The organism is Mucilaginibacter sp. CSA2-8R, assembly GCF_038806765.1.
Taxonomy (GTDB): Bacteria; Bacteroidota; Bacteroidia; order Sphingobacteriales; family Sphingobacteriaceae; genus Mucilaginibacter.
In genome coordinates, this window is sequence record NZ_CP152389.1 from 475,966 (window position 1) to 492,522 (window position 16,557).

18 protein-coding genes and 1 pseudogene are annotated in these 16,557 nt (G+C 43.2%); 9 read left to right on the forward strand and 10 right to left on the reverse strand.

The window, feature by feature from the left end; translation table 11 throughout:
* Positions 1-68: 68 nt before the first annotated feature.
* The 4 genes and pseudogenes from AAGR14_RS01980 to AAGR14_RS01995 all read left to right on the forward strand — a co-directional run bounded on the left by AAGR14_RS01980 (position 69) and on the right by AAGR14_RS01995 (position 2,189).
* A complete protein-coding gene (locus AAGR14_RS01980; protein ID WP_342646919.1) occupies positions 69-764 on the forward strand; it encodes a DUF4397 domain-containing protein in 696 nt (231 codons plus the stop codon).
* 143 nt (positions 765-907) lie between these two features.
* Positions 908-1,162, forward strand: a complete 255-nt coding sequence (rpsT, locus tag AAGR14_RS01985; RefSeq protein WP_342646920.1) for a 30S ribosomal protein S20 — start codon at positions 908-910, stop codon at positions 1,160-1,162.
* An 81-nt stretch (positions 1,163-1,243) separates the two neighbouring features.
* Positions 1,244-1,941, forward strand: a pseudogene (radC, locus tag AAGR14_RS01990) (DNA repair protein RadC).
* A 44-nt stretch (positions 1,942-1,985) separates the two neighbouring features.
* Positions 1,986-2,189 carry a hypothetical protein gene (locus tag AAGR14_RS01995; RefSeq protein WP_342646921.1) on the forward strand — a complete coding sequence of 68 codons (204 nt, stop codon included), beginning with the start codon at positions 1,986-1,988 and terminating at the stop codon, positions 2,187-2,189.
* A 10-nt stretch (positions 2,190-2,199) separates the two neighbouring features.
* Here the strand turns inward: AAGR14_RS01995 and AAGR14_RS02000 are convergent, their stop codons facing one another.
* The 3 genes from AAGR14_RS02000 to AAGR14_RS02010 are packed head-to-tail and all read right to left on the reverse strand — an operon-like array spanning position 2,200 to position 4,983.
* Positions 2,200-2,832, reverse strand: a complete 633-nt coding sequence (locus AAGR14_RS02000) for an acyltransferase (protein ID WP_342646922.1) — start codon at positions 2,830-2,832, stop codon at positions 2,200-2,202.
* A 24-nt stretch (positions 2,833-2,856) separates the two neighbouring features.
* Positions 2,857-4,062, reverse strand: a complete 1,206-nt coding sequence (locus tag AAGR14_RS02005; RefSeq protein WP_342646923.1) for a glycosyltransferase family 2 protein — start codon at positions 4,060-4,062, stop codon at positions 2,857-2,859.
* Between the two features lie 3 nt (positions 4,063-4,065).
* Positions 4,066-4,983 carry a glycosyltransferase family 2 protein gene (locus tag AAGR14_RS02010; RefSeq protein WP_342645481.1) on the reverse strand — a complete coding sequence of 306 codons (918 nt, stop codon included), beginning with the start codon at positions 4,981-4,983 and terminating at the stop codon, positions 4,066-4,068.
* Between the two features lie 56 nt (positions 4,984-5,039).
* On the opposite strand from AAGR14_RS02010, the gene AAGR14_RS02015 reads away from it, so the two are divergent.
* From AAGR14_RS02015 to AAGR14_RS02030, 4 genes are read left to right on the forward strand one after another with little or no spacing between them, the layout of a single operon-like run.
* Positions 5,040-5,585, forward strand: a complete 546-nt coding sequence (locus AAGR14_RS02015; RefSeq protein ID WP_342646924.1) for a hypothetical protein — start codon at positions 5,040-5,042, stop codon at positions 5,583-5,585.
* Positions 5,586-5,587: 2 nt separating this feature from the next.
* The gene (locus tag AAGR14_RS02020) at positions 5,588-6,721 is read left to right on the forward strand and encodes a fused response regulator/phosphatase (protein WP_342646925.1); all 1,134 of its coding nucleotides are present in this window, start codon (positions 5,588-5,590) and stop codon (positions 6,719-6,721) included.
* Entirely contained in the window at positions 6,721-7,068 is a 348-nt protein-coding gene (locus AAGR14_RS02025; protein WP_342646926.1) for an STAS domain-containing protein, read from the forward strand. The genes AAGR14_RS02020 and AAGR14_RS02025 overlap by 1 nt, the downstream gene beginning before the upstream one ends.
* A gap of 3 nt (positions 7,069-7,071) precedes the next feature.
* Entirely contained in the window at positions 7,072-7,590 is a 519-nt protein-coding gene (locus AAGR14_RS02030) for a hypothetical protein (protein WP_342646927.1), read from the forward strand.
* On the opposite strand, the gene AAGR14_RS02035 is transcribed toward AAGR14_RS02030, so the two are convergent.
* A complete protein-coding gene (locus tag AAGR14_RS02035) occupies positions 7,577-8,437 on the reverse strand; it encodes a beta-1,6-N-acetylglucosaminyltransferase (protein ID WP_342646928.1) in 861 nt (286 codons plus the stop codon). The two genes, AAGR14_RS02030 and AAGR14_RS02035, sit on opposite strands and share 14 nt — an antisense overlap.
* A gap of 334 nt (positions 8,438-8,771) precedes the next feature.
* Between AAGR14_RS02035 and AAGR14_RS02040 the strand changes: the two genes are divergently transcribed.
* Positions 8,772-9,539: a glycosyltransferase gene (locus tag AAGR14_RS02040; protein ID WP_342646929.1), complete on the forward strand. Its 768-nt coding sequence runs from the start codon at positions 8,772-8,774 to the stop codon at positions 9,537-9,539.
* Here AAGR14_RS02040 and AAGR14_RS02045 read toward each other — a convergent pair.
* From AAGR14_RS02045 to AAGR14_RS02070, 6 genes are read right to left on the reverse strand one after another with little or no spacing between them, the layout of a single operon-like run.
* A complete protein-coding gene (locus tag AAGR14_RS02045) occupies positions 9,511-10,731 on the reverse strand; it encodes a glycosyltransferase (RefSeq protein ID WP_342646930.1) in 1,221 nt (406 codons plus the stop codon). The genes AAGR14_RS02040 and AAGR14_RS02045 overlap by 29 nt on opposite strands.
* Complete coding sequence (locus AAGR14_RS02050; RefSeq protein ID WP_342646931.1) at positions 10,728-12,263, reverse strand: O-antigen ligase family protein; 1,536 nt, start codon at positions 12,261-12,263, stop codon at positions 10,728-10,730. Before AAGR14_RS02050 ends, AAGR14_RS02045 begins: the two co-directional genes overlap by 4 nt.
* Complete coding sequence (locus AAGR14_RS02055) at positions 12,264-12,413, reverse strand: hypothetical protein (protein ID WP_342646932.1); 150 nt, start codon at positions 12,411-12,413, stop codon at positions 12,264-12,266.
* A gap of 2 nt (positions 12,414-12,415) precedes the next feature.
* Positions 12,416-13,573 carry a glycosyltransferase gene (locus tag AAGR14_RS02060; protein WP_342646933.1) on the reverse strand — a complete coding sequence of 386 codons (1,158 nt, stop codon included), beginning with the start codon at positions 13,571-13,573 and terminating at the stop codon, positions 12,416-12,418.
* Between the two features lie 43 nt (positions 13,574-13,616).
* Positions 13,617-15,791, reverse strand: coding sequence for a lipopolysaccharide biosynthesis protein (locus AAGR14_RS02065; RefSeq protein ID WP_342646934.1), 2,175 nt, complete (start codon positions 15,789-15,791; stop codon positions 13,617-13,619).
* Positions 15,791-16,513: a TolC family protein gene (locus tag AAGR14_RS02070; RefSeq protein ID WP_342646935.1), complete on the reverse strand. Its 723-nt coding sequence runs from the start codon at positions 16,511-16,513 to the stop codon at positions 15,791-15,793. Before AAGR14_RS02070 ends, AAGR14_RS02065 begins: the two co-directional genes overlap by 1 nt.
* Positions 16,514-16,557 lie beyond the last annotated feature (44 nt).

Here is a 16,557-nt window from a genome sequence, read left to right on the forward strand (position 1 = left end):
TATTACGTATTAGCTAAGATAATTTTATAATTCTGTCACCAGATTATAATTACATTAATCTATTGTTTATGAGAAAAATCAAACTGAATTTTAAGCAAGCGATACGCTATGCCATGGTTGTACTAGGTTGCGTTACCTTGCTATCGGCCTGTAAAAAAGAAGACCAGTACAATTTTGATGATGCGGTTCCGGCCTATGTTAACTTTATTAATGCCAGCACCGATGCAGGCAGTGCGCAATTGTATGTGCAGGATATTTTAAGAACCCCGACAGCGGTAAGTTATGGCAATGCATCCGGCTATTACAAAACCTATTTAGGTGCGCAGGATGTAGCCGTTAAAAAACCCGACGGAACCAGTACCCTAATCGCATCAACCGGGCAATTTGACGCTAACGCCAGCTATACTTATTTTTTGGTAGGACAGAGCGGTAGTTTGGGGTTGGTTAACATTACCGATGATTTAGTTGCACCAGCTTCGGGTAAGGCCAAAATCCGTTTTGTAAATGCGGCATCTAATGTAAACGCTGCTAATTTAAATTTAGGCAGCAGTACAGTAGCATCAGGCGTTGCTTTTAAAGGTGTATCGTCGTCTATCGAGGTTAGTGCCGGTTCGTACGTATTAACGGTAAGCGGTACTCCTTTTATATCGTCGGCGCTAAATACAACGTTTGAGAGCGGTAAGATTTACACAGTATATGCTAAAGGTTTAGCGTATGCCACAGGTAACTCTGCCCTTAGCGTAGGCGTTTTTACCAATAAATAATTATGGCTTAGATGAGCAGCATATGATGGTTAAGATGCTGGACATGAGAAAACTGGTTCAAAATATTTTAATTTAGTGTTGATAGTTTTATTTTTTTGAAATATATTTGCAGTCCGAAAAATAAAAAGACAATTAGCTAAAAAATGGCAAATCATAAATCAGCAATTAAAAGAATCCGGGCCAACGCTGCGAAGCGTCTGCGTAACAGATATCAGGCTAAAACCACCAGAAACGCTATCAAGAAATTAAGAGGCTCAACTTCTAAAGCTGAGGCAGCCCCTTTACTGACTACAGTAATTTCAATGCTTGACCGTTTAGCCAAGAAAAACGTAATACACAAAAACAAAGCTTCAAACAATAAGTCAAAGCTGACTAAGTTTGTAAACGGCTTACAATAATATTTTCATTTTTTGAAAGTAAAAGGCTGCATGTATGTGCAGCCTTTTTGTTTTACAGCTATTTTTCAATAGTTTAAGGCCGTGGAAGTTTACGAAACCAAAATTAGTATTAAAGCCTGGGCCGAAGAAGACAGGCCGCGCGAAAAACTGAATAGCCAAGGCCGCCGTGCACTCAGCGATGCCGAGCTGATTGCCATTTTAATTGGCTCGGGCAGTCGTACAGAAACGGCCGTTGAGCTGAGCAAGCGCATACTGCATCATTACGAAAACGATTTGCAGCGGCTGGGTAAGGTTTCGGTAAGTGAGCTTTCAAAATTTAAAGGCATTGGTGAGGCTAAGGCCATTGCTATTATTGCTGCGCTTGAGCTGGGGCGGCGGCGTAACGAAACCGAGATTAAAGTACCCGAAACCATTACCGGCAGCCAGAGCGTTTATCAAGTACTGCGCCGCCATTTGGTAGATTTAAATCATGAAGAATTTTGGATACTGCTGTTAAGCCGCAGCTGTAAAATCATCGCCAAAGAACTCATTAGTAAAGGCGGGCTTTCGGGCACGGTAGCTGATCCTAAAATTATATTTAGTATTGCTTTGCAGCATCAGGCATCGTCTATCATTTTGGCGCACAATCATCCTTCGGGTAACTTAAAGCTAGCCAGCAAGATATTGATCTAACCCGCAAAATACATCAGGCCGGAAAAATACTGGATATTGGCGTGCTCGATCACCTGATTATTACCGACGGTGGGTTTTACAGTTTTGCTGATGAAGGCCTGCTGTAATAAAGCTCTCTATTTGAATACAAGGTAACCTTCTGTATTCAATAATGTCAAAGTCGCTTTTTAACACTGGTGGCTGTAGTTTTACTGCCTATATTGCCCTGCACTTCGCATCCCGCAATAGTTATAGTATAGGTGCCTTAGTTATCGGCGGTATAAAAACTAACTTTGGCCTTGCCATTTTTATCTGTACTAACACAAGGGCCAGTTTAATAGACCGGATGTCCGGTCATACCTACAATGGTTTCTAGGATTAATTGTTTAAGTAAATGCTACTAATTTAACCGTTACCCAATCCTTTAAATCAAAATCATATTTTTTAATAACCTTAGCGGGGTTGCCTGCCACAACCGAGTACGGCGGTACACTTTTAGTAACTACGGCATTGGCTGCCACAACACTATGCTTCCCCACGGTTACGCCCGATGTGATTACCGCATTGGCCGCTATCCAGCATTCATCTTCGATAATAATAGGCGCAGTTAATATTTTTTGAGCATGTATAGGCTGGCTTACATCACGGTATTCGTGATTAAGGGCGCTAACTACAATATTTTGTGCTAGTATAACATCATTACCAATAGTTACTGGCCCGATAATTACATTGCTCATACCTACCAAACTGTTGTTGCCGATAATTACATCGCCTACACCATTGTTGATGGTGCAAAAATCTTCAATAGTTGAATTTGTGCCCAACTCAAAACGGTTAAAGGGCAGTACATCAATGCGTGTACGGCTGCGGATGGTTGAACCTCTACCGCGTTTGTGTAAAAACGGGTTGAGGAAAAGCTTTACCCACAGCCGCGGTGCAGCGCCACCTTTGGGAATAAGCATACGATGGACCGTCTTTTTTAATGAAGGATTATTTTTGATCTGATCTTTGAACGACATTGGCTTTGCGTTATAAACTAACTATTACTGAATTATTGAAGGATGATTCTGGCCATCGTGTTTACGAATAGCTTTATCCCAGGCAGCGCTTTGGGTGCCTGCCAGGTAGCGGAAGATGCCACGAATAACGGCATAGTTCATCATACAGAAGTAGTAGGGGATGAACAGCGCCTTGACTTTGATCTCCCTGCGTTCCAGCAGCCAGCCGGTTAGTGCTGCTGTGTAAAAAACGACCTGCGTGGCCAGCAGCACCTGGTAAACCAGCGATGCATGGCCCTGAAGCACGATCACAGCGTTCAGGATCAAAGCCAAAATCATCAGAAAAGGAACTACGGTCCACCTCAGCACCCGGTGGCTGATGTACTGGAAAGATAAAAGTGGCTGCACCAAAGGGTTCAGCAGGCTTTTAAGCCAAACGATGGACTGCAAGCCGCCCGCTGCAATGCGAATCTTGCGTTTGAGCTCTTCTTTGACGTTGGCCGACGAGGTTTCGCTGGCGTAAGCCTCGGGCTCGTACACCACCCGGTAGCCTTTCTGGGCTACCAGCAGCGAGATCATAAAATCGTCCAGAATAGCGTTGGGCGATACCGGCTGGTAAAGCCCTGTGCGGATGCTGAAAAGCTCACCTGCAGCGCCTACAACCGAGTAGAGCTCCGAATCCCAGGCTTTAAGTTTCGACTCGTATTTCCAGTAAAAGCCCTCGCCGGCGGTAGCATCAGCTGTAGCCTCTACCATGACCCGCTTTTCGCCTGCTACGGCACCCACCTTAGCATCGGCATAATGGCGGCAGATGTTGAGCAGGGCATCCGGGTTGAGGAAGGTGTTGGCATCGGTAAACACGACTACCTCGGTGGTCACTGTGTCCATGGCACGGTGAACGGCTGCGATCTTGCCCCGGCGCTCGGGCGAGTGCAGCAGCCGGATCTGCGGATAAGCAGCCACCAGCTCGGGGGTACGGTCGGATGAGCCGTCGGTAACAAAAATCAGTTCGAGCTTGCCCTCGGGGTATTGCAGTTGCAGCGTGTTTGCAATCTTTTGGGTAATAAACCCTTCCTCATTGTAAGCGGCAATCACCAGGCTGCAAGCGGGGAGGGTGGCCTCGCTAATAGCCGGAACTATGGGCTTTCCCTTTAACATACGCTTGAGCTTAACCAGTGCAAACAGCAAAATGCCGTAACCGGCAAAAGCGTAAAAAACAATAAACAGGCTAAGCCAAAATAATATTTCCATAAATTAATTAAAGGGGTATCCTAAGTGAGTGCTGGTTTTGCTGTTGGTAAAGTTCCACCTGATGGCCTTAAACAACAGGCCTGCAAATCCTTTGTGGCCCTGCCGGGCATAACTGAGCAGATTGCGGGGGGTAACTACCGATAAAAAATACAGGTAAAACACCATAATAGTAAAGGCAGAAGGAGCATTACGCCGGATAAACAAAATACGGTTACGGTTCATAAAGTACTCCTTAAGTCCGCTCATCTTACCTACCGAAACTGATTCTTTATGATAGATCAGGGCTTTGGGCTCGAGCCATATTTCGTAGCCGGCACGCTTGATGTGGTCGTTCCAGTCCATCTCTTCGTAATACAAAAAGAAGTTTTCTGCCATCAGGCCTGCTTGATCCATGGCCTGGCGCCGCACCATCATGGCAGCGCCATGCACATAGCCGGTAGGGCCGGTGGTATGATCGTACTGGCCTTGATCCTGCTCAAACTGACCGATGCAGCGGTTGCGCATGGTATAGTAGTTCATGGGGGTAAAGCCGGCATACTGCAGCAGGTGGGGCTGATCGAAGTAGCGTATTTTAGGTGATACCATGCCCACCTTGGGATGCTTGTCTAAAACCGCCACCAGGGTTTCTACCAGTCCCGGGGTAAACTCGGTATCGTTGTTGATAAAGAACAGGTAGTGGCCTGAAGCGGCGGTGATACCTAAATTGTTTCCGCCTGCAAAACCCAGATTGACATCCGAGCGTATAAAGGTCACGTTAGGGTATTGGGTTTGCCACTGCGGTACCGGGTTTTGCTTACTGGCATTATCCACCACAATGATCTGAATAGCCGGATAGGTATTTGTTGACGCAATAGAGGCCAGCAACTGCTCAGTGACCTGATTTTGATTGTAGTTAACCGTAATGAGCGATACCTTTTTCATTGCGGGCGTTTACGAAAATGGTAGTATAAAGGTTGAGATGAATTAAGCACTTTAAATTGGCAAAGCAAAAAAATATACAAAAGGAGGTGCAACAACTGCCGCGTGTAGTTGAAAAGCAAATTAACATTGATCACAAATTAGATGAATTGCTTGCCCTGCTTGCCGATATTGACATTGATAATGCGAAAGTGCGCAGCGTTCAGCAACGGTTAAATCAGGTACTGCAAAAAAAGACATCTTATAAGCAGCCGTTAGATGCGTTTAAGCAAATTAATACAGCTGATAAAGTAAACCGGACCGAATTGTTGGATGAGTTTAGTGTATTGCTGGCCAATCATCAGGTTGATACCCGGATGTCGAAAAAATATTTGATGGGTGAGCGTTTGTCCAGGTTTTTTTTGATCATCATTAGCCTGGTATTGATTGTGCTGGGTTTTGCCATGATTGTGATGCCTGCGCCGCCCTATTTTGAGATGTTTACTGTCTTTTACTTTAATATACAGGATGGGATTACTTTGATGGACCTCATATCACTGTTAATTATACTTTCCGGAATATATCTGCTGGTGAGGTCTATTTACAAACCATTAAGAACAACGTAACGATGGCAACTGGTATATCAAAAAATATTTTACTGGTTGACGACAACCCGCTGTTTTTAAAAATATTATGTCAAGCGTTTACCGCAGCCGGATTTAATTGCCATGCTGCAAATTCGGGTGCCGAGGCGCTGGAGAGTTTGAAAACGTTTAGACCCGATGTTATCTTATCAGACTACGAAATGCCAGGTATGAACGGGCTCGAATTTAGACTTAATGTTTTGCAGACTGATGCTTTAAAGGAAATACCCTTTTTGTTTTTAACCGCACACGAAGATGAAGGCATTATGTATACGGGCCTTAATTTGCAGGCTATTGATTATGTACTTAAAACCACGCCATTTGATGTTATTGTAGCCAAACTGAATAACCTGTTGCATACCGTAAGCAAGCAGCGCGAAATTACTGAGAAAGAAATACGAAAAACGGTTGCTGCGCTTAATATTAAAACCGTGCCGGAAAACCCACCGCAAATAAAGGGCTTTAAGGTAGACTTTTGGCATCAGAGCTATCAAAATATACCAGGTGGAGATTTTATAGATTTTATCGATACCGATAATTACCTTTTCATAGTAATAGGTGATTTAATGGGTAAAAAATGGAAGGCCTGGTTTTATACGTTTACTTATTTAAGCTATATCAGGGCTGCCATCAGGTTTAGTGTAATCACCGCGAATACTTCATTAGCTAATACTTTGCAGCAAATTAACGCCGTAATATGGCAGGACGAAGGCTTGGCCAACATTTTATCAAGTGTTTCACTGGTGCGTATCGAAAAACAGACCGGGAGGGTCATCTATTCAGGTGCTGGTGATTTGCCTTTACTGCATTACCGGGCAGACATACAAAACCTTTTGCATGTAAAATCTACAGGTATGCTGTTGGGTGTATTGCCCGACGGGCTTTATACCGAGCAGGAGATTGTGATGGCTCATACAGATCAACTTTTTATCTTTACTGACGGCCTGATTGACATCAACAGCGGCGGACAGCAGAAAACAGATTATAACTATTTTGCCAACCAAATGGCTGATTACTTGCATGCAGGGCAAGCTTTTAATGATATTAAAAACAATTTGCAGCAGCAAGCAGTCGTTTTAACCGACGATAGTAGTATTATCTGCCTTCAAAAAATCTGATGAACATGCTCGAAATCATTAAAGAACAATCCGGATACATTATAGCTAAAGTTAACATTACTGAAGCTAACCTCAACCATTCTGATCAGTTTAAAACCGAACTGGTATCATTATTGAACAAAGAACAAAAGAATGTATGGCTTAGCTTGGAACAGGTTGCCTATGTTGATAGCTCATTTTTAGGCGCATTAGTAGCAGGTTTAAAACATGCTTTGGGTTCCGGAAACGACCTGATGTTGTTAGGTTTGCAAAAAGATGTTTACGATTTGCTTAAACTGATCAGATTAGACCAGGTTTTTAAAATATATGCCGATGAGCAAACTGCAAAAGCTGCTTTAACTCAATAGGAGATGGATACCAATCAGAGTTTCGAATTTGATAATCAGGCGGACAGCATCAGCAGCTTTAGTCGCCAAGTGCTCGAATGTTTAGTAAGCCATTTGGTAAATCACCATCATAATGGGCAGTTGTTATTTAAAGCCCGTTACATAATAGGCGAATTAATAAACAACGCCGTTAAGCATGCTGCCTGCGCTAAAACAGTTTTTACGCTTACTATCGAAAAGGACTGTTTAAGCATTGCCAAATTTGATGAAGGAAATAAGCTGGAGCTGATGAATAAAGCCGGTTACTTAAAAAACGGTGTACCCACACTTATTACCGCCGATGGTTTACATGAGCTGTATGTAACTAAGGAAAGTGACCAAGTGCTAAGCTTTTTTTGCCGCGAACCCCAGAATGACGAAATTACCATACAGCACCTGCACGAGCACATGGGGCTTTTAATTATTGCCAAAGCTGCCGACCGGTTTACTTATTGCTTTAACAACCCAGTGAATATTTTTCGGGCTACACTCAATTTAAATTAGCAGATTGTTCTAACCGTTGATTAAGCAGGTTAAGCAGGTCGGGCGATTTTTCGAAGTCAAATTTGCGGGCAAAGAAGTGTTCTGAGTTGATGATGTGCTCATGGTCGGCCATGGATAGCATTTTGGGGCTGGCTGCACCCGCCGGCCAATCCATGTAGCGAAGATTGTTGTTAACCAGTATTTTACAATGTGTGGAGTTGTATAAGATGGTTTGAAATATAAATTCATCGGGTGCCCAGGTAAAAGTGGTAAACCGCCTTAAACGATTGTTTTTTTGCCAGTAACTTACAATATGCCTTACACAAGCTACTGGAATGGTAAACCACTGCGAACGACCAACAGGCACTAACCCGCTCGGTACATTGCGCTTTGGCATTACCCGGTTTACCAGCTTTTGGGCAACGTAGCGCCCAGGAAATTTAAAATTGTTTAAATGATATTGCTCAACCCGTGGTAAGGCTTCCTGCCATTCGCTGTGCATTTTGGCGTAGCTCATAAACGCTTTGCCCTGATGGGCAGATAAATATTGGTGAAAAGCGGCTGGCGGCTGTAAAGGATAATCGGCTCCGCTGAGCAGGTTTAAGTAATCATAAGCCACTCCCGATGCTATTATTTCTTTAAAGCCATTAATGGTAGCTGTAACGATATTGCAGGCTCCCCAGGTAACCTTTACCCGCTTTTTAACAAAAATAACATTGGGCAGGCTGGCCAATCGGGCAAACTGGCTGAAATCGGTTTTTTTATCAAGGTGAATATATACAGCATCATCTTTATAAATCAGGCGTTTTACCAGGCTTTCGAGTTGGCTGGGGTTGTTATGCGCCAGTATCAAATGTGCTATTTTCATTTTATTTCATGTTAACCGAGTATAAAATACTGCAATAGATACTCGTAAATAATTAAGCCCTTTTACTTAAAAAACCAATCAAAAGTTTTAGGTAAACACTCATATAAGCGAGAGTGGTTATGCTTACATAAGTATTTTTAAGGCTTATTTTTTGTAGCGTATCAATATTTAGTTATTAAAGTAAAGCTTACTAAATATACTCGTTGGTTTTGGAGTGAAGCGAACTGATTGGAATTATAAGGAAATTATAAGGTGTAATTTTGCTGAATTATACCATTGCAGGTAACTACCATTGTTTAAATACGTAATAGCCTAATATCATAAAATTAGTACAGTGCCCGTATCAACGCAGTTTTCGGCTATTACATTATTAGTCACTCATTACAACCGCAGCCAGTCATTGCAAAGGCTCCTGCAAACATTTCAAAACCAGGGTATCGCGTTTGGTGATATTGTAGTGTCTGATGATGGCAGCAAGCTCGAGCATATTAACAAATTGCAGCAACTGTCTGTTCAATACAAATTTCGGTTGGTAACTACGCCCCAAAATAAAGGGTTAGGCAACAATATTAATAAGGGGCAGGACGCCGTAAATACGCCATATACCTTATATGTACAAGAGGATTTTGACCCCGCTGCTGGTTATGGTACTCATTTAAATGATGCACTTGGTATTATGAATGAGCGCGCTGATGTTGATATGGTGCGCTTTTATGCTTATTTCAAATACCCATATTTAAAGCCTTATCGTAACGGCTTTTCCGAAATGGCATTTAAGATATGGTATCCCGGATACCGCAAGTTTCATGTATACAGTGATCACCCGCATTTACGCCGTACATCTTTCTTTGAAAAATTTGGCCGCTATGCCGAAGGGATTAAAGGCGACCGTACGGAGTTTTTAATGAACCTTTCGTTCATCAAAAAGCAGGGTAAGGCAATGTTTTATGAAGATTATAAAGGCTTGTTTGATCAGATTAACTCGAACGACGAGCCCAGTACGATGAAACGCAGTGATTTACGGCAGAGCAATAACCCGGCTGTTGTATTAGGCCGGGCGCTGTACCGCAACGTTAAGCATACGTGGGAAGTACTTTTTTAATAGCCGAATAAATTTCGGCTACATTATTTGTCCAGGTGTGGGTAGCGGCAAACTTAATGCGCTCGTGTTGCAGGCGTTCGCTGTTTTCAGATAGTGCTTTATCAACCAGCCTAACATAATCCTCTTTGGTATCTCCCAAATAAACATGGCTGGCAAAGGTGCTCATTGCTTCGGTGCGGGTAGCCAGGGTAGGTTTACCCATAGCTAAATACTCATCAATTTTGCGCGGATAATTGCCAATGGTTACTTGGTTAACAATTTGCGGGTTGATGCAAACATCAAAGGCGCTGATGTAAGCTGGTAATAAGTCGGTGTTTTTAGCGCCTAAAAAATGGACATTAGGCATCCGGTGCAAATCACTTTTTTGAAATTCGCCATCCTCAGGACCAACCAACACGATATTGATATGCGGGCGCTGCTTAGCTAAATTTCTAATAATGTCCATATCCAGCCTGATGCTTTGCAGTGCCCCAACATAGCCTACAATGGGCTTAGGTATGTAGGCAATATCCAGCGGTGCCGGCTTTTGCTGATTGTAGCCGGTAAACGTATCTAGGTCACAACCCTGGCCTACATAAAAAGAGTTGGCATTATATTGTTTGCAATAATTAGCCAGGTAAGTAGAGTTAGCTACACAGATATCGCTTTTGGCAATCAGTTCGGGTTCCATTGTGGTGCCATGCGTTTTCCAGTAATCTACAGCCAGCATAAAATCTCGGGAATAGTAAATGCTGAGTGCAGGTTGTAGCATCTCCTTCAAATAAAAGCACCTGAACATATCATTGTCGTTAAACAATACATAGTCTTTAAAGCCCAATTGTTTAACCGCTTTTTTAATAGAACGGGCAAAGCGCTTATTGTTCACTTTGTTTAAAAAAGTGTAAACAGCGTTATGCTTCATCCAGTTAATAGATTCAATAATCTCGTCTGGGTAATAAGTCCACAGGTTTTTTTGCAGGTGTATCAAACCGTTGGTTTTGCCCTTAATTACCTCAAGCCTTGTTTTTACATTAGGTGAGTCTTTATGGCGCAGCAGGGTAATACGGTCTAGCGGCGAGTTTATATACAGTACTCTGTTGTGCTTGCTAAGCTCCAAGGCAATGTTTTTACAGTTACTGCCAATTTCGGTATCCCAGGGTTGCTGCCCAACAATAATGATGTCTTTATTTTGGATTAAAGCGTTGCTGCTCATATAACTTGTGGCAAAAGCGATGGTGTTTTTTCTAATTGCAGTTTTTCTTTTTGTTTAGCCTGGTCTAACCTGAAGGTAACTTCAATTAACGCTACTTCAAAATAAAAGAACACGTTTGATGGGTATTGTACCAAAGCTTCCTGCGGAAAGTTAGCAATATTATAAGCAAATACAATCAACGTCATGGCCAGGCAGTAAGTTTTAAGCTCAGGGTCTTTCATCTGATAGTAATTGTTGATACCTGTTTTCAGGATGACGAACATCATGAGACAAAAAAGGAACAAACCAATTGAGCCCTCCTCAACCGCTACCCTGATGTAACCGCTATCGGGTGGAAAGCTGGATAGAAATGATCCCGGCGCAAATTTCTTGCCCCAGTCGCCGGTGGAGCCTAAGCCGCCACCCATGGGATGGGTTAAAATGTAAGGTTGTATACGTTTCTGGTTGCGCTTGCGCAGAATATAAGAGTCGTCATTATTTGGCCTGAAAGCGGTTTGAAAACGCTGAATATTGGCATTGCCGGTAGGAATATTAATTAATACTACTAAAAATACGGCAGCAACACAGGTAAAAACTAATACAGGTTTGCTGTAGTTTAAAATGGCAAATAAAAGTAGCGCTGCGGGCAAAAGCACGTTGGCACCGCGCGTACCCGAAAATAACATCGATGTCATGTATAGCCCGGCACAAATCATCAGTGCTACCTTTTTCCAGGGTTTAAATTTACCGGCAATGATGCAGATACACAAAATGGTAGGCATCACCATGTTATAAGAAAACGATACCGGGTCTGAAAAAGTGGAGAATTTACGCCAGTGACCGGCAATAAAAAGCAAAGATGCAATAGCCGGATCAGAATGCAAATAAGCATTCTCTACGTCCGAAAAGCCGATGTATTCCTGCTTGTAAGCGTACAAAGCCGCAATAAGGCTCATAAACAGCCATAGCTTGAGCAGGGTGCGTATATAACTTACCGAGCGTATAGTGTATAAGTGAACAAAATAACCTAACAGTACAATCGCCACCGTACGTATAGTAAAAACCCAGGCTAAACGCGATTCGGCGAAGGGGTTGCCAAACTCGAGCAAGTTATAGCCCAGCCAAATCAGCAATACTTTAGTAATAGGGCTTTTAAAATATGCCCAGTTGTTATCATTGCGCTTAATCCGGATGGCTAACCCTAACAACAATAGGGCTTGCAAGCCATCCATTAAGGTGCCTATTGGGCCAGGTACACCAAGCCTTCCGAGCATGAACAGGAAGTAGGCCATAATGAGCTGCAAAATGATGCCAAACTTAGGATAGCTGACAATGCCATGCAGTAAGGGAAAAACACCAATAGCAACCAGCGTTAAAATGCCGAATGATGTTCCGTTGTAGGCCGTTCCAAGGCCTATAATTCCGGCAGCCACCATTAATATAGCAATACCGGCTGGCGCACTTAGCTTATCTACAAAGTAGAGCTTAGCAAGCCGCTTGCCCCAACTGGCTTTGGGTTTACTACCATTAACGATGACCTGGAACTCGCTCACTTACAAAAACAATATCTTGATAAAAAAGAAAAACGTACTTACAAAAGCGACTGCAATAGCCACCCAACGGGTAATCTGATCAATTTTAACCTGTACAGCCGGGTCGGGCTTGTTGTTGCGCAGTGCCTTCGGGGTAGGGTTTATTCTCATACTTACTTAGCGGTTGTAGGCTGCTGTGTACTGCGTGTAGCCACCGAATACTGGTTGGCCTTGCGCGCCTTAAGCAGCGAAAGTATCTGAAAGTAGATAAACTTTGGGATATTTACCAGCGATGCATAAATGCGCTTATCAGTTTCTGAGTTGACCAGCGAAAGGTAAAAGCCCAATACAAATAAGCCAAAGCCTGTCGCCCAAAGCGCCACTGCTGTCCAGCTTACCAGCACATTAACCGCCATACAAAGCACCGAGAGTATCAAAAAGATAAACAGTGGTGGCCGCAACAGCACCAGGCCGAACAAAAACTGGTTTAAGCTGAAGTTTTTTACCGACTGTAGCAGCAAAGTAAAACCATATTTAAAATATTTGAACCAGGTGTTAATCCAGCGGGCACGCTGTTTAACCAATTGCTCAGAGTGCGTAGTCTTTTCATCATACACAATGGCCTCGCCGCTAAAGGCAATGCGCTTGTTTTGGCTTAAAATAGCCGCCTGTAATACTTTGTCAAAACCTGCCCCGCTTACATCCCTACCACCCAGGCAATCTACATAAAGCTTGGTGGTAAAAGCCATACCCGAGCCTGCCAGGGTAGCTGATGAACCGGCTCCAAAAAGCAGCTGGCCATCATAAAAGTGATAGTAGATATCACGGGCGGCATCTAAACAGGCATAGGTGGTGTCCAGATTCTTGGCTTCTCTAACGCCTTGCACCGCCTCAAAGCCTTGGTCAAAGCGTTTATTCAGTTCGTTCAGGTACTCAGGATGGGCCAGGTTATCGCTGTCGATGATGGTAAGCCGCTCGTGTGCACGCTTAAAGTGGTTAATGGCATAAAAGTGCGAACGTACGTTGCCGGCCAGGGTTTGCTCGGGGCGCAGAATGATGACCCGCTCGTCATCAAAGTGAAGCCCGCTGACGTCGCATTTATCAGCCACTACATAAATCAGGTAGTTGCTGTAGTTAAGGGCCAGCAGTGAGTTTACCACCTCGGGTATGGCCGTTGCCCATTCGTAGGCCGTGACAATGATGGCGTAGTCGGCCTGCACAGGTGCAGCAGTCGTGGTAACTCTCCGTTTATGTCGTATGCTGTAGATGGCTAACAGCAGCAGGGGCAGCACCAGGTTATACCCAATCAGCACCTGAAACGCTATCGACATTATCTTGATGATTTGCATCTTTTTACTCTTCTATTCCTGATGGTTAAGCCAGCTCTTCGGCTGGTAACTGTTTAGGGTCCGTTTCATTAAGTATCCAACCCATATACTGGCCCGGCAAACTCTTTAAATAACTTACTTGTGCTTTATGATATTCTTTAAGACCTTTACCCGCTTTGAATACTGTTACTATTTTATCGGCCACGGTAACCCACTCTTTTGATTTGTTAAGTGTATTAAGCCCAGGTGCTTCAACAATAATAATGTCGAATATAGTTTTTAAATAATCAAATTTCTGCCTGATTTCGTGTTCTGATGCAATTTGCATCAGCGAACCATCGTTGCCGCGATTACCCAAAACGCTTATTTTAGAAACAGAAGTAATCTGGTCTGCCTGTATCTGTCCGCTTAAAAAGTCTTCAAGATAAGCGTTGGGTTTTACGGCCTTGGTAATGTCGGGTGAGGTAAAGTCACCATCAATCAGTAATACTTTTTTGTTGATGAACGAGTAGGCGTAAGCCAAATTTAAAGTTAAAAACGTTTTGCCTTCGCCTTGCACCAAGCTGTTTATGAGTAATATTTTATCGTTTTTTAAATCAGTGTCTATCTCATACCGGATAGACTGCATCAGATTTTTAAACTGACGTTCGTCTTCATTACTGTGAGTGTCTGTCCAGATCTGGCGCAAGTCTAACGTTGATCCGTTTAACTTGTGCAAATACCCCAGTACATCAGTTTTAGTGGCGTTAGCCAAGTCTGCAGGCGTTTTAACCGAGCTGTCAAAGTAAAATAGAATAAAAAATACTACAATACAGAATATAAAACTTACCACGCCGGATATGATTACCAATAGCATTTTTTTAGATGGCTGGGCGCCGCCCGGCATGGCCATCTCCGATTGTTTAAGATGCACGAGGGTATTAGAGTCAAAACGGCTTTGGTTGTATTTATACAATACCTCCAGGTATTCATCGCGGGCCAACTGAATGGCACTTTCCTGGGCTTGTACTATAGCTTCATGAGGCACCAGTCCGGTAAGGCGCTGGTTTATCATGCCAATCTCGTTGCGGATAGAACCGGTGCTGTTTTTAGCCAGGTCATATTGCACCTGCAAGGCAAGCTTTTGCTGTATCAGGCTTTGTTTGGCTACCATCGGGTTGTTAATGTACTTATCAGATGCCTGCCCGATCTGGGTGCTCAGCACACGGTTGAGCGAATCAATACGCGCGGTATACCCAGGTTTAAATCCGCTTTGTACATACTCGTTATTCAAAGCTTCGAGCTGCGATTGCGTGCCCGCCAGATTTTGATTAATGCGCACCATCGAGCTTTCGGCGTATTTACGGTCGGCCGGGTTAAACTGGTTGTCAATATCATTAAGCGCTGCTTTATAGGCAATAGCGTCTTTTTCGTTTTGCTGCAGGCGAGTTTCAAAATCTGAAAGCTGTGCATACAGTGATTTAGACTGCTCGGTTAGGCTTAGTACCCGGTTTTTGATCTTGTAATCTTTAAGCTTATTCAGTAGTTTTTGCAGCGTATCATTTTTGGCTTTAACCAATTCGCTGTAAAAGGTTACTGAACGTTGCTGGTTACCTTTTATCAGGGTAGCATAATAATTAATAAACTCTTCGCAAAGGCTGTTTACTGCCAGTGCTGATAGGTCGGGGTTATCCGATTCAAACTGCACATACAGATAATCACTGTTGTCTGACCGGTATACCGATAGTTTTTGCAACAACGACTGGTCATCATATTTCATCGACACCAACAGGTCATGCAGGCCGCGCTGGTCGGCATTAAACAACGATAATGACTCGTGGTTCTGGTAAAGTTTATTGTACACCTCCAGGGCATGCGCCTTAGCACTGGTGCCCAGGCTGCTAAAAAGCTTACTGGGTTTGCGATAAGGTGTAGCCGATGTAAGATCGTGCATCATCAGCTTATACGATAGCTGGTCTACCACCTTTTTAGACTTGATCATCGCTAACAGGTTATTAAACTCCTGCTGTATCCGCGTATCCTGCAGTACTGCATTAGCTGCTGACGAACCAACGCCCTGTTGTGTTTGGTCAACAATACCGGTAGACATTAGCGTTGAAGACAAATAAGTATCAGGCTGATTACGTACCAGGAAATAAGTAACAATCACTGCTACAATAGGTACAATAATTAGCGTGTACTTGTGTCGTGATAATACTTTAATGAAGCTACTTAAATCCATTACTTTATATTTTCAAGTTTGTCGCCAATAATTTCTTCCAAGTCAGCTTTAGCCATAAAAAGATCGGCCTCGGCCGTAATTTTAGTTTGAATTTGCTGGGTGTGCGAAATCCGGGCTTTGTTATAAGAGTCTAATGTTTCTTCGCCTTTTTGAAACTTGTATTTAACATCGCGCATTACATTATCAGCATCGCTGGCTGCCTGCATTTGCAACTTTAGTGAGGCTACCTTTTGCAAATAGGTGTAGTAACGCTTTTTTACCTGTGTGGTTAAGGTAATCATCGATTCCTGGATGTCGTTATTAGCAATAATTAGTTCTTGTTTAGCTTGCTTTACAGCATAAGGTTTTTGCAGATACGAGCCTAAGTTAAAAAATACACCAAACTGAGTGCCTTTAAATAAGCCTGTACGACTGCCAACCAAATCTGTACTTCCGGTAGTTTGTAAGGCGTTTAGGTTAAACGTGCTATTGGGCTGATAAACGTACGAAAACGTTAAGGCATCCAGGTAAGATAACCTGGCCCGGCTGATGTTGCCCTGGGCGATATTGACACGGTTACTTAAAGATTTAACGCGCGGTTGGTTAACCTTAGCAGCATCAATAAGCTTGGCCAGATAAGGCTCTGAAATCTCGGTAATCAGGGTGTTTTGGGCTTTCAGCCTTTGAGGTGCTGTAAGGCATAAAAGCAGCACGAGCGACATAAGCGAATACAATCTGTTCATTAATTGAGGGTATGGGCAAGTTAAAAGTACGTTAGCATTAAAAA